At 45.9% G+C, this 14,044-nt stretch carries 13 protein-coding genes and 1 pseudogene; all 14 read right to left on the reverse strand.

Annotation, left to right across the window (positions count from 1 at the left end; translation table 11 throughout):
• Nucleotides 1-21 precede the first annotated feature (21 nt).
• On the reverse strand, nucleotides 22-1,134 hold the full coding sequence (locus Abin_RS03730) for a two-component system sensor histidine kinase NtrB (protein WP_048845044.1): 1,113 nt from the start codon (nucleotides 1,132-1,134) through the stop codon (nucleotides 22-24).
• 10 nt (nucleotides 1,135-1,144) lie between these two features.
• On the reverse strand, nucleotides 1,145-2,218 hold the full coding sequence (gene dusB, locus Abin_RS03735) for a tRNA dihydrouridine synthase DusB (protein WP_146867644.1): 1,074 nt from the start codon (nucleotides 2,216-2,218) through the stop codon (nucleotides 1,145-1,147).
• Nucleotides 2,219-2,493: 275 nt separating this feature from the next.
• Nucleotides 2,494-3,648 (reverse strand): 2-C-methyl-D-erythritol 2,4-cyclodiphosphate synthase, encoded by a 1,155-nt coding sequence (gene ispF / locus Abin_RS03740; RefSeq protein WP_048845003.1) that lies wholly within the window; start codon nucleotides 3,646-3,648, stop codon nucleotides 2,494-2,496.
• A 97-nt stretch (nucleotides 3,649-3,745) separates the two neighbouring features.
• Nucleotides 3,746-4,738 carry a glycosyltransferase family 2 protein gene (locus Abin_RS03745; RefSeq protein ID WP_084593438.1) on the reverse strand — a complete coding sequence of 331 codons (993 nt, stop codon included), beginning with the start codon at nucleotides 4,736-4,738 and terminating at the stop codon, nucleotides 3,746-3,748.
• 245 nt (nucleotides 4,739-4,983) lie between these two features.
• Nucleotides 4,984-6,008, reverse strand: a pseudogene (locus tag Abin_RS03750) (IS5 family transposase).
• Nucleotides 6,009-6,109: 101 nt separating this feature from the next.
• Nucleotides 6,110-6,763 (reverse strand): PI-PLC domain-containing protein, encoded by a 654-nt coding sequence (locus tag Abin_RS03755; RefSeq protein WP_048845004.1) that lies wholly within the window; start codon nucleotides 6,761-6,763, stop codon nucleotides 6,110-6,112.
• Complete coding sequence (locus Abin_RS03760) at nucleotides 6,760-7,494, reverse strand: glycosyltransferase family 2 protein (RefSeq protein ID WP_048845005.1); 735 nt, start codon at nucleotides 7,492-7,494, stop codon at nucleotides 6,760-6,762. The genes Abin_RS03755 and Abin_RS03760 overlap by 4 nt, the downstream gene beginning before the upstream one ends.
• Complete coding sequence (locus tag Abin_RS03765; protein WP_048845006.1) at nucleotides 7,491-8,291, reverse strand: glycosyltransferase family protein; 801 nt, start codon at nucleotides 8,289-8,291, stop codon at nucleotides 7,491-7,493. The genes Abin_RS03760 and Abin_RS03765 overlap by 4 nt, the downstream gene beginning before the upstream one ends.
• A complete protein-coding gene (locus Abin_RS03770) occupies nucleotides 8,288-9,067 on the reverse strand; it encodes a glycosyltransferase family 2 protein (protein ID WP_048845007.1) in 780 nt (259 codons plus the stop codon). Before Abin_RS03770 ends, Abin_RS03765 begins: the two co-directional genes overlap by 4 nt.
• Nucleotides 9,064-9,954 carry a class II aldolase/adducin family protein gene (locus tag Abin_RS03775; protein WP_048845008.1) on the reverse strand — a complete coding sequence of 297 codons (891 nt, stop codon included), beginning with the start codon at nucleotides 9,952-9,954 and terminating at the stop codon, nucleotides 9,064-9,066. Before Abin_RS03775 ends, Abin_RS03770 begins: the two co-directional genes overlap by 4 nt.
• Entirely contained in the window at nucleotides 9,926-12,064 is a 2,139-nt protein-coding gene (locus Abin_RS03780) for a hypothetical protein (protein ID WP_158319886.1), read from the reverse strand. The genes Abin_RS03775 and Abin_RS03780 overlap by 29 nt, the downstream gene beginning before the upstream one ends.
• Nucleotides 12,065-12,080: 16 nt before the next feature.
• Nucleotides 12,081-12,476 carry a GtrA family protein gene (locus tag Abin_RS16145; RefSeq protein ID WP_048845010.1) on the reverse strand — a complete coding sequence of 132 codons (396 nt, stop codon included), beginning with the start codon at nucleotides 12,474-12,476 and terminating at the stop codon, nucleotides 12,081-12,083.
• Nucleotides 12,477-13,133, reverse strand: coding sequence for an HAD family hydrolase (locus tag Abin_RS03790; protein ID WP_048845011.1), 657 nt, complete (start codon nucleotides 13,131-13,133; stop codon nucleotides 12,477-12,479).
• A 137-nt stretch (nucleotides 13,134-13,270) separates the two neighbouring features.
• Nucleotides 13,271-13,708, reverse strand: coding sequence for a glycosyltransferase family 2 protein (locus tag Abin_RS03795; protein ID WP_048845012.1), 438 nt, complete (start codon nucleotides 13,706-13,708; stop codon nucleotides 13,271-13,273).
• Nucleotides 13,709-14,044: the final 336 nt, after the last annotated feature.

Below are 14,044 nucleotides of genomic sequence, written 5' to 3' on the forward strand. Positions count from 1 at the left end.
ACAGAGCAACAAGAGGAGTTTTCAGGACGAAACAGCGTCTTCAGCAACAACGGGCAGATACAGGCTGATCTCGGTTCGGCCGGGGCGGCTTTCCACTTCAATCACCCCCCCATGGTCGTCCATAATTTTACCAACCAGAGCCAGACCCAAGCCGCTGCCGCTCATTTTCGTGCTGAGGAATGGTTCGAAAAGATGCGGCCGTATGGTTTCTGAAATGCCCGGCCCGGTATCCCGCACTGTCACCACCAAGGGCAAGTGACGCCACTGGGTGGTTCCGGGCACCGCCATACGGATACCGGGGCGATAGCTGGTTGCCAGCGTAATTTCTCCCGGTTTTTCCGTCTCGCGGATAGCTTCGGCGGCGTTTTTCACCAGATTGAGCAACACCTGAACCAGTTGATCGCGGTCGCCCCACACATGCGGCAGGGATGGATCATACCGTTCGACAATACGAATACCCGCGGCAAACCCTTGACTGGCCAGCAGTTTCACATGCTCAAGCACACGATGAATATTCAGGGATCGATAATCCGTCGGCGCTTCACCGAACATGCCCATGCGCTCAACCAGAGCATCAATCCGGTCAACTTCATCACAGATCAGCGTGGCCAGTTCGCGGTCCTGGTCAGACACCGCATTTTCCAGAATCTGGGCTGCCCCTTTTATGCCAGAGAGAGGGTTTCGCACTTCGTGCGCCAACATGGCCGCCATCCCGGACACACTGCGCGCGGCTGACCGAAAAGACATCTGACGGTCAAGCGTGCGCGCCGTGGACGAATCATGAACGGTCAACAAAATGGAACCGGGACAGTCTGGCACGTCAGCCCCCTGAACCGTTACCCCTTCCCGGTGAAAGCGTGGATTGCTGAAGACCAGTTCATGCTCTGTCACGCTCCCCCCTTCCCGGCGCAGATGCTGCACCAGCAAAAACAGAGGATGATCTTCCGGCACAAGGTCTTTCAGGCCACCATGACACAGTTGATGACGTGACATGGCGAAAAACTCTTCCGCTGCCGAATTGGCAAAGCGGATACTGTCATCTGCCCCCAATTCCAGCACGGGCACAGGCAGACCATCCAGAAGAATACCGGGATCTGACCGTGAGTCTGTTTCTGGGGTGGTGCCGGCTTTCATACAGACCTGATCACGCAGCGCAGGCTTCAGCCTGTTCGGCTGCATCAGCATGGCGCGAGGCCCGAGGTTCCCGCATGGCACAGGCGGCAATCTGCTGATCATAGAAGTCAGAGATCATGCCAATGGCGTCCAGTGCGTTATCAACTTTGTTAAACGCCGCCCGAAACCCTGCGGAACTCGGCAGACCTGCGGAATACCAGGAGACATGCTTGCGGGCCAACCGGAGGCCCGGACGCTCACCAAAATGACGCAGCATCATGTCGTAATGCTCCAGCACAATGGCTTTTTCCGTCATCAAATCCGGGTCCGGTACGTTTTTGCCGGTCCGCAGAGCCTGCGCCACCTGCGCCAAGAACCAAGGACGACCATAACAACCACGCCCGATCATCACCCCATCTGCCCCAGATTGGGCTAGGGCAGTCTTGGCATCTTCAATGGTCAGAATATCGCCATTTACAATCACCGGCAGGTCAACAGCATCTTTAACCGTGCGAACAAACGCCCAGTCTGCCGTGCCATTATAAAACTGCTGGCGGGTACGCCCGTGCACCGTAATCATACGAATACCGGCCTGCTGCGCAATCCGGGCAAGAACAGGCGCATTCAGATGCTGATGGTCCCAACCCATGCGCATTTTCAAGGTAACGGGCACATCAACGGCATTAACCGTTGCTTCAAGCAGACGTCCTGCGGCCACTTCATCCCGCATCAGGGCGGAACCGGCCATCTGACCGACAGCAACTTTTTTCACTGGGCAGCCAAAATTGATGTCAATCATGTCGGCACCCCGGCCGACAGCAATACGGGCGGCTTCTGCCATGGCATCCGGGTCACACCCGGCAAGCTGCACTGCATTGGGGCCGCCGGCATCCGCCACTTCGGCCATACGCAGTGTCGTATCGTTTTCACGCACCATCGCCCATGACGCGATCATTTCTGACACAACTAACCCGGCACCCAATTTGCGAGCAAGCTGCCGGAACGGGAGATCCGTGACACCAGACATAGGTGCCAGAATAACCGGCGTTTCGATACGAATGCCTCTGCCCAAGTCAATTGGCTGCACTAACGGTTGCGTCTGCACCATCTTTTCCATATTGCCTATGATTTAGGCAGAAATAGCGTTTTTCCACCCATGAATCAATCTTTTATATCCGAAACGTTCTGGCACGGCGGACCAGCATAAACTGCTGTTTCCCAATGGTTTCAGACACCCATTCCCGTCCAGATCATTGCTGTCATAACTTTTTGCCTGCCACACTTCAAGCAAAACACGGGCGACAGCAAGCCCGGAAAAAAGACGTCATCCCTTACGGGCGACGTCTCTCCTTACACACGCAAAAAACAATGCCGAATGTGTCAGGGAACCAGCACAGAGACAGCAGCCGTGCAGGCAATCCCCTCTTCACGCCCGGTAAAGCCCAGCCGTTCAGACGTCGTTGCCTTGACAGAAATACGGCCCATTTCAACCTGCAACAGATCTGCCAGACGCTGACGCATGGCTTCTGCATGAGGGCCAATCTTGGGCCTTTCACAAATCAAAGTCAGGTCAGCATTGATCAGCATACCACCGCGTTCGCGGATACGCTGGCCTGCATGCACCAAAAAACGGGCGCTGTCAGCGTCTTTCCATTCATTCTGACTGGGCGGAAAATGGCGACCAATATCGCCTTCAGCCAGCGCACCGTAAATGGCATCGCACAACGCATGAATGCCAACATCGGCATCTGAATGGCCAGCCAGACCTTTGGTGTGGGGCACAGTAATACCACACAGAATAAGCGGACGCCCTTCTTCAAAAGCGTGCACATCATACCCCAATCCCACACGCGGCAGCAGAGTCGGGCCAATCAGTCTTTCAAGACGCACGAGATCATCCTCATAAGTCAGCTTGATATTGTCTTCGTCGCCACGCACAAGCGCCACGCTAAATCCTGCATCTTCCAGCAATTTGGCATCGTCGGTTGCACTAAGTGAGGAGGCCGAACGATGAAGATCCCGGAACAGGCCAAAGCGGAAGCCTTGTGGTGTCTGGGCGCGATAGAGATGATCTCGCGGTACTGTTCCAGCAATGACGCCGCTTTCTTCGCGCTTGAGCGTATCCGCCACCGGCACGGCCGGTATTGCGCCTGGATGGTCAGCCAAAGCCGCAATAACATTCTGCACAAGTGTCGCCGTCACATACGGGCGGGCCCCATCATGCACCAGCACAAGATCAGGCTTCTGGTCATCTGGCAGAGCGTCCAGGGCTTCCAGTCCGGCACGCACGCTGGCCTGTCGCGTTTCCCCACCTGCGACAGGTGGCAGCGTTTCAAGCCCATCCAACGCATCACGCAGGGAGTCAGGATGCCCGACTGGTTGGAGACAGGTCACATGCGGCATCAAGGCCTCCGCAGCGTGACGGATCACCGGCAGGCCAGCCAACAGCACATACTGCTTTGGCGTTTCAGACCCGCTGGTAGCGGCGTAACGGCTGCCTGTCCCGGCAGCCAGAAGAATGGCAGCAACTCGCATGGTCGGAGGAATGAGGCCGGAACCCGGTCACGTCAAGGCGCAAAATAACATAACGCCTCACCCACATCATACCTAAGCTAAGTAAACGGAACTGGCGTTAGAGTGTTTGCTCAACAAAATAACGTGGCCGCCGTTTTACTTCGGTATAAATGCAGCCGATATATTCGCCCACAACGCCCAGCGCCAACATCTGTAACCCGCCGATGATGCAGATCAGCGAACTCAGAGAAGCCCACCCGACTGCGGGTTGGAAAAACAGCTTATCAATAACACTCCATATACTGTGCAAAATCCCGAACAGGAAAACCGCCACCCCCAAGACAGCAATCATCCGCAGTGGCACCACAGAAAAAGAGGTTATGCCCCGCGCAGCCAAAGCCAGCATTTTCAATAAGGGATATTTAGACTCTCCTGCCGCACGGGGCTTGCGGGCATAATAAACAGACGCCGTTTTAAATCCGACCAAAGGAACAATACCGCGAAGGTATAAATTTTCTTCCGTGAAAGACAGAACTGCCTTCCGCGCTGCAGAGCCTAACAACCGAAAATCTGCGTGATTTTCTATGGTCTCGACACCCAGTAATGCCATCACCTTATAAAAAAGGTACGCAGAATTACGTTTGAAAAGGGTATCTGTCGCACGATCCTGCCGAATGCCATATACAACCTGACACCCCTGCCGGTAGTGTTCAACCATACAGGACATCGTCAAAACGTCATCCTGAAGGTCAGCATCAATGCTGATACACGGACCATCCTTTACATGCGCCAGACCGGCAAGGAGTGCATTTTGATGCCCCACATTCCGCGAAAGCTTTAGCCCCTGCACCATCGGGGAAGAGCCTGCCAATTCAGTAATCAGCCGCCATGTATCATCACGACTTCCATCATCCACAAACAAAATGCAGCTTTCTGCGGCCACCAGTCCAGCCTCGATCATCGCATCAAGCTGCTTTTCAAGAGTCGCCGCTGCTTGTTGCAAGACATCCTGCTCATTGTAACACGGAACAACAACCGTAAGCTTCTCAGCGTGATAGGATATACTATTCTCTATTTTTTTATCCAAAAAAACATTTGAATTATTAATCATAATAATTCCATTACCTCAATAAGAGTATATATATTTTAGTTTATACATATTGGACAAACACTTTATATTCAAGGAAAATGGCTTTGGCGATATTAATTTCATCTAATAACTTGGAGGGATCGAAGAACCGTTTTTTTGAACTCCTGCTTCCTGATTCCAGGACTATGACGTTTTGATTGATAGTTGTCAGTGTAACTTTTTCTCTGCGTTTTGATCCGTGAGGGGATATTGCGCCCGCTGATCTGCTACGCAATCGCACTAATCCGCTCCAGGGAGATAAAGCGGCGCATGTTGTAGACGATATTGGCTAGCCCGATTCTCATAGTGGCACGGGTGATGCCTACTGTCCTGACGAACAATCCCATCTATGATTTCTGATCAGCAAAAACATGTTCGACACGGGACCGGATGACGGATTTCCCGGCATTGGATCGCTGGATATGCTGGAGTATCGGCTTGAGATGTGGCTTCTTTCTGTGAAATTTTGAGACAAAGCCGTGCTTTTCCATTAAGGCTTCATTGGCTTTTGACCGATAGGCCGTGTCGGCCCAGACTGTTGATGCTGTATTGGTTTTCTCCAACAGGCCTTCGCGCAATCTGGCGCCATCATTGGCGGCAGCACCCTTTGTTTTCCATTTTCGGATTAGCCGAAACTTCCAGTCGATGGAGACGTGGGATTTGTAGCCAAAGAACGGAATAGCCAGATCCATTGCGGAGACCATCCCGTCATCATGCCGCTTCGCTTTCGTAAACTTCAATGTCCATCGTGCCTGACGATCCTTGTGCGAAAGCTTTGTCTGCTTGTCCTGCTAATCCTGTGGGATCCGTCCTTCGCGCAGATCCACCTTCTCGGCGTTGGTATTGCGCTGCTTTAGAGCAGCCACCAATGTAGCGTCCAGGATCTGGCCTGACATTGGGAGATAACCAGCATTTCGCAGGGTTACGTCAAAGCGATTGAACAACCATTGATCGCACCCGCCCGTGTCAGACGCTCGCGAAAGAGCTAGACCGTTTTGGCATCCGGTACCCGGTCCGACAGCCCCAGACCAAGGAAACGCATAAAAAGACAGGCGGTCGTTGATCAGGTATTCCGTCCGCTCGTCGGAGAGATTGTTCAGCACCTGGATCACCAGGATTTTGAACATCAGAACCGCATCAAAGGGCGGAACACCTCAAAATCCACAGTTTGGGAAAAAACTTCAAGCTGATCGCCAAGCCCACTCAAACGAGCAAGCCGCTCTTCAACATCAAAGAAACCCGGCGGCTTCACTATTAATCACCACAGGAAGCATAGAATCACAGGCACGCTCACAAAACCATGGGCTTTTTAGAACCCTCCAGATTAAAGTGAAATTGCTCAAGATGCTTTTCCTAAACATTTATATTTGCCCAATGCTCCCATTTCTCAACAAGCTTAGAACAGACCATGTCTGGGCGGCTTGCAAGAAATGTAGGCTCTTGCAGTTTGTGCTGGAAGAGCGACACCCTTTCTTCCCAAGTGTCTGGTGCGGCTACATGATGCAATTCAGGGGACACAGCGCAAATTTTAAAGCCCACATCCCGAAGGGCTTTTGCTGTATCTGGTTGCAGAGGTTCTCCAGTAAAACTATCCGCCCATATCCAATCAACATTCTGCCCTACGTCTTTTAGAGAGTGAGCAAGAGCAAGAGCTGTGCGATAATCTTCGAATTCGGACACACGTAAAGCAAAGTTTGATATGCCTTTTAGTGCATATTTTCGAATAAAGGGAAAGCTTTCATCCAAGATGAAATAGTTTTCCACATTGTGTTTCTTTAAAATTGACAGAAGGCGGTCTTCTAAACCTTCCTCCTTCACATTGGCTATTAGAAAGCTGTGATCAAAATGTGTTAACCATTCTTCAAGTGAGGGAGCATCCGTTATAAACGGATCATGCGTCACAAGAATATTGTCACCATGATTCCGTAAATCAATTTCTGCCCCAAATTGCTTTTTAGTTTCATGTATTTGTTTTATTTCGTTACGTCTATGATCAACAATTATCATATTGTTTTTTCCTTTATTTTTAAGCTGCGGCGTAAATCAAAAATGTAAGAAAAAGTACGACGGATAAGCTTTATGCGTGTTTTAAAGCTTCCTCCGCCCTTTGCTTCGCCAGAATGTCTTTTCGAAAAATCAACAGGTATGTTGATAATCTCAATATGATTTCGGCGTGCTTGGTAAAGGAGATACAGATCAAGCGAAAAATCTTTGGGCGCATCAAAACGCAAGAATTTCTCGTAAAAAGACCGAGAAAAAAGTTTGGGCTGAGCGTTGATATCGTCCAGTTTAACTTTAAGAGCCATAGATGCTATAAGCTGCATACCAAAAGTAAAAACTGCCTCAAGCAATTTACGGTTGCGGCGTTTACCTTTAATAAGATAATTACCTGCTGGTAAAGAGCAGTAAAGATCAAAAGCAATCAAAACGTCTTTTGGATCAGTCTGCATGTCGGCATGTGTCCAAGCCAGAATATCGCCTTTTGCGTTACTTAGCCCTTGTGTAATGCCATAGCCATACCCTTGGTTAATGGGGACACTAACGATTTTAAAGCGATCATCTTTCCATTTTTCGGTCTCTTGCTGAAAAACAGAAACCGAAGAATCTTTTGATCCATTATCTACCAGCAAGACTTCAACGTCTTGTCTATGTCCTAATGTTTCTCTTAAACGCTGGAAAATAAGAGGAATATTCCCTGCCTCGTTATAGCAAGGAATAACAATAGAAAGAGTAGTCATCTCTTTTTTTCCTCTACTAAGAAATTTCTCCAATATTCGATTGTATTTTCGTACAACTCGTAATCATTCGGCGTTCCCCAACATAGGTAACGGTCTATTTCGAATATATGTACGTTAAGGCCAGAATTTATTAAATATTTAAAGACCTGATCAACATAGAATTCGTCATTGATACGATCATTTGCTGCAATCATAGTTTCTGCAGCATCTACAAAATCTGATCCATGCCGAAACCAGAAAGTGCCAACGACAGCATGATCTTGTGTGGGATTATCACTAAGAGGCTTTTTTATAGACACACCTAATGCTTTGGTACCTTCGGTTTGCACCCATCCGTAAGCTTCAGGTTTAGCACAAACGGCTTCATTATTGCGAAAGGTGAAAATAAGAGCGTCTGCTTTATCAGCTACTTTTTTAAATTCTGTAGTGTCTAAATCCATCCCGTTATCGCAGGCAGCGATCATAAGCGGTTCGGGTGTGTTAATATAATCTCGTGCCAGAAGGCAGGTAGATGCTTGTCCCTGTGTTAATTGGTTTACACTGACATATTGTGCTTTGTTATAGTATTTAGAAATGGTTTTGGTAACACCATCAGAAATATGAAAATCACGTACAACAAAGGTAATGTTATTGTTAGATTCTTGTGGGTCTACGGGCAAATCTTCTACCGCAGCAACAACCATAGGGGCTTTTTGGCCCGTCCGTCGTAAGGTTGTTGGGATAACTGGCTTATGTTGAGTGTAGCCTTCCTGACTAAAACGGCTTCCGGCTCCGGCCATAGGAATAAGAATGTTCATTCTGCAACCCTCGCAGCAATTTTTGTCCAGTAAAGATACTCATCCATGTCTTCGGGCGTGCCCCACTGGCAAAAATGATTAACATTGGCCGGCGCATACACAGGTAGATCATCAGAAATTAAATGATTGAAAATCATACTTGCGTAATACTCACCACCAAGAGAATCTTCTTTATCCATAAGCCGATGCCCATATTTTTTTAGAAATTCCCCTGATTTAAAATAATATACTCCTGGAGAGTGCCGTGCTTGTGTTTTATCTATTTCAAAACTATGCTTTTCTCGAATTTCCAACATACGATCTTCGCCATCAACTTTACAGCAAGCGTATAAATTTTTTGCGGGCATAAGATGTGGATGAAAGCCAGTGTAACAAGGCACAGCCCCTGCGGCATCTACTGCTTCCATAGCCCCTTTAAAGGCTATGTAGTTCCAATGCATATAATAATCACAGTAACTGACAAGGGCGGGTCTATCATCAGGAATTGAATCCTGTGCTTTAAGCAGTGCATCAACTGGCCCTAGCTTTGCGCCTTCTATAACTGCAATTTTCCCGTTGGGTTTAAGGCTTTTCAGTATTGCGAGCATAGGCGTTGTTTCTATGTGCTCACGTCTGCATATGAAAAGTGGATCTTCTACTCCCGGAAACATACGCAAAACCCATTCAATGATGGGTCTGCCGCTTACTGGAATAAGTGGCTTGGGATCAGCATAGCCCGCTCGTGCAAAGCGAGAGCCAAGTCCAGACATAGGAATAATAAGTTGCCAGTTTTTCATGCTTTGGTGACCTTCTGTCTGTATTTTTCTGCTTCCATATTTAACAGAAAATCGGCTTCATCGGGCGGTAGGTAATGGGGATGAAGGCCCAAGCTATCCATCGTGCAACGTAAATAGTTGTAAGCTTGTTGTGTTTCATGGCCTGCTTTGGATGTGCGCAAGTCATTACTGCTTAAATAGACAGCTTGGTCAGGGAATAGGAGATGCTCTTTGTCCGCCAGCATCATGGGGGGGAGAGCCAAGTCTATTTTGTCTAAGTTAAAGTGATCCCGTATTTTTTTATTCGCGTCTTCATGTGCTTGCCATGCAGCATCTGGTGTAGCAGCGGCAACAATAATTCCATGATTTTGCAGGAGGAAAATGGCCGCTTGTTCGTGGCTTCTTTCAGGTTGAATATTGTGCATGACCGAATGAGTGACTGGTAAACCAGGAGAGGCGTAATCCACCCAAATGGCTTCGGGCAAAAGATTGCTATAAATAGTAGCACCTTCGTGAGAACATGTAAGAAGGTTAGCAATTACAGAATGACTATGAAGTACGGATAGGCCTAATAAAGCATGAAACCCTGTTTCAATAGATGGCCGCAGAGGTTTTATTTCTTTTCCATTACTTTGAATGGAAGAAACTATGAGGTTGGTATACTCTGATTCATTTTTACAAGTGGCTAATTTCTGACAGATAGAGGTATAGTCAACGCAAACGAAGCCGTCTTGAGCTTGTACATTAGCCAGTTCAACTCCAGATGCTTTTATCCACATCTTGCCATTTGAATCTTTGACGGAGGTGTTGCCACCACCGCCTTGTACAAATGCTTTGTTTTGACCAAGTTGTCTGGAGATTTCCGCTAGTCTGATCAGATCAAAATTCTGGGAATCGGGTGCTGTCATGGAAGATGGTATAGGCGACGATGAGTTGCAGGAGCCCTTCCCATCCGCCACACCAGGCGGGGGCATAAAGCCCGAAGTCCTGGAGGCCTGAGACATGCTTTTCTCCAATTTGTTCAATTTCATCCAACGTGATGGGGTGATCAAACTCTATCACCTGCCAGTTATCGCCACTGTAATAGTGCTTCACCGTGTCCGGGTATAGTTCAGAAATATCATCCAGCATTGGATCAAGGTAAAATCGGTTGGCGAGCATAACTCTGAGAGATACCTCGGGTGTGTAATTGAGTTCGCCCAAGTTGTCGCCAAAAGGAACCAAGGGTAAGAAAGAAAACACAATATCCGCCGTGTTAGCCTGTACCTTCACGTAGTTTTCAGCATCTGCTTGTCGGGCGGCTACTGAAGCAATCACTTGCTCTTTGCTATAGCCACGCTTGACGATGTCGCGTTGGATTTTCCAGTGTAAAAGTAAGTTGTCATCTGGACGCATGAAAATTTTCAGATCCAGCATTTCGCGGGCAGGTTTCAGAAAAAAGGTATGAAGACCTTCCATGACCATTAATGGTTTAGGCGGAATGGCGATAGCATCAGTAAACTTGCCGGTGTTGTGGTCATAATGGCGTCTATATATTGTAACGTGCTGCCGCATCGCTGCAATGTAATGCATCTCTTTATGCAGCTCGTTACCTTTAGGGTTAAGGTGCGTGTATTCCTGCCATTTTGCGTGACCTCGTTGCCATTTGTGCATATCGTCGCCACAAAGGGCCGCCATATAAAGTGGCGTAAATAGCTGTTCTAAATTCTTGGTCAATGTAGATTTGCCGCTTCCAGAATCTCCAGCTATGCCGATTAAAAAGGCATGAGAACTCAATTTATTATATTGAAGCCCTTTGATCCCCCGCCAGTATATCCACGCACAGTTCGCGATAAGGAGCGTTTGCATAGCTGTAAAAGCGACGTTTTCGAATAAAGGCGCATTAAAATTTCTATTTGATAAAAACGTATATAAATTTGGCCCTGCAGAAAATTCAGGAAAGACCAAGTGCAATACCTGACGATAGTCCGAGGATGCTCCCAAGCTAAAATATAAGAAATATGATACCTGTAAAAATACAAACAAAAGAGATTGCGTTAAAGAAGCTCGGGCAAAAAAGTAAACTAAAAAAGGAATGACCCAGAAATACCACCCTTGCATAGGGGGGATAAAAAGGAGAAGAATACCAAAAGTAAAGCCAAGAAACATAAGGAAAACATCGCGATTTTGTATCTTGATGCAAAGAGCATAAAATAAAAGAAGCATATAAGATGCTGGTATTAGATAAAAATCTGGTCCGTTTGATAAAAGTTTAAGAGACGCGAGTCCAATTTTCTGCTGTTCAGCGTTTAGAAAGACCATATGCTGAAAGGCGGGGCTAAATATGAACGGTAAATTTGGTATTAAAAATGCTGCTATACTTATTAAAAAATAATTAAATAAATCTTTTGTTTTCTCATTTTTCCTCCAAATATACACAAGGAAAAATGGCGCAATTAGTAATAAGTGTGTTTTACAGGCACAGCCTAATCCAAGAAAAATAGCTGAGGCATGAAGTCGATCTTTAAACAAAAAGTGAAGGGATATTGTCAGAAATGCAATGGGGAGAACATCAAGTTGACCATGTACATAGCTAATATAAAAAAGTACAGGTGAAGACCAAAGCAAAATTATAATACGATTGGTACGACCGTAAAGCCAACGCACAAATACGGCGAGTATAGCAAAATCAGCTATAAATAAAGGAATATGGTATATAAAAAACTTTGCGAAAACTGGCCAGTTTTCTATCCCAAAGGGGATTAACAAAAACCGTAATGCTACCATCGAATATAACATGACGGCTGGATAGGGAAAGGCGCGTGTGTTTCCAGACTGCCAGAAAATCTCATAAGGATTTTGAAGAGGGTGAGAACTGAAATACTCAAAAAAAGGAAAAAATAAATCACTAAAATAATTTGAAGCTAAAAAAGCACCACAAAAAACTTTTAATAATGCAACAACCCAGAATATAGGATTATGTAAAATATCTTTTAGCTTGGGATTGCCATTGATATCAAACCAGAAGGTTTTCCACATAGTCATCATACCCTGTTTATTTCTGGAAAACCCAGATTTTTGTGCCAAGAAAGTTGGTTATTGTTGTTATTATTATTGAAATGAAATTTGCAATTTGGGGGTCTATATTGAGTTTTCCTACCAAGATAAAAAGAGTAAAAAAATTAACAACGAGAGAAATTAGGTAGACTAAGGCATATTTATAGAGAAGGAATGAGCTTATTGACGATTCACTTTGATAAGTCCATTTTTTATTAAGCGGAAAACCAATAGCGACGCCGGAAAGAAAACCAATTGAAGACGCTATTTGGTATTGTATGCCATTTTTCATTAAAAAATAAAAAATTACATAGTTAAAAACAGTGCAAACTCCGCCAACAAAAAGAAAACGGATCAAGTGTTGTACGTTTTTTTGTGAGAATCCAGACAGCATTTATTTGTTCTTCAAGGAAATTAGATATGCTGGAATGCCTAAGCTTTCCGCGCCTAAAACATCTTTACTATAGCTGTCCCCAATCATAAGGGTTTTACTTGGAGTAGTTATTCCAAGCTTTTCCATGCCAGCGAGAAACATTTTTGGATCCGGTTTTTCTGCGCCGACTTCTTCTGAGGTGACAAGATACTGAATTTTTTCCAAAAGCCCCAACTTTTCAAGCTTCCGAATTTGGATATGGGTAGTCATGTCACTTACTACGCAAACTGGTATGTTTGCATTTGCACAGCGTGTTAAAAATAGGTCGGCTTCGGGGGCTAGCCGCATATCCTGTATAAAGCTATCCCAATACAAGGCGTCTGCTTCATAGGCGCGTTGATAAGAAGCTACGACGTCATTGCTCTCATATATATGTAAGAACGCCAAAAGCCGCGACCGGCATGGTCCTTGTGGTGCAAGTCGGGCAGTAACTAAATTACGAGCATCCCGATATTTTTTAAAAAAAATATCTTTCGGAACAGAAGTAAAAATTTCCGAATGAACTTTCTCTATGGCGAAATTATGCCGTTCATCATAAGAATATAAAGTATCGTCAAGATCGATTAATACGCCTTCGCAATTTTCTAAAGGAATATTACTAAATTCATAAGTTTCCATTTTTATCGATCTGCTCCTGAATAAAAAATTGTTAAATTCATCGGGGGGGGGTATATCACGCTTGAGATGCAACAATTAAATGGTTGTTCTATAAAATAGCTTACTCATTTACCTTAGAGAATAACCCAAAAAACTCATTACATCGTAAAAGCTGATTCCTTTTTCACTCCGTGGTATGGATATGTCTTCACCTTCCATAGATATTTTTGATATGAAATTATATCATCCATGAACAGACAGTGCGTGTAGTGGTTGTCTTTTGCGTATAGCAGGCCGCGGGTGAAACCACCAGAGCCCCCTAAATTAAGATTAGGAATAACCTTCGCGCCACATGCTTCATCATCCGTTACGGTTTGTGAGTTATCTGCGACAACCACACTTAAGCGATCAGCCCAAGTTGAGGCAGCCTGCAATGCATTGGAGAGCTTTTGCTGGGACGGAAGCAAATAGGGTTTGCGGTTAAAATCGGTAATGACAACGGTTAGATTAACAGCGCGTAATAACTTTTGTTCTGTAACAATTCTATCGCCTAAAAGATGTCCATCTTCAAGGCCTTCGACCCCAAAATAGAACACAATTCTCGTCAGCGTTCGACGGTAATGCCGTTGAAATATGTGTCAAAAGATGCGCGGCCTTCCTCCTTAAAATAAAGGATTTCTGGTTCGGCCGAGATAATTCAACTTTTTCATTGTGCGTTCTGAAATAAATATCTTCAGGAATGAGCGATTACACCTTCGGGAAGACAACGTTCTGTAGAACAAAACTGGACTGATGGTCCTGTCGGGAAGAAGTAATAATCTCCTTTGTGCGGGCGTTCACTAAACGGCGTTCCTTGCCAATATGGGAACAATGAGAGTTTCTTTTAGAGCAATTCCACTTTAATCTGGTTCGTAACCTGCTGCTGTAAAGAA

It is taken from the genome of Acetobacter indonesiensis (assembly GCF_000963945.1).
GTDB lineage: Bacteria > Pseudomonadota > Alphaproteobacteria > Acetobacterales > Acetobacteraceae > Acetobacter > Acetobacter indonesiensis.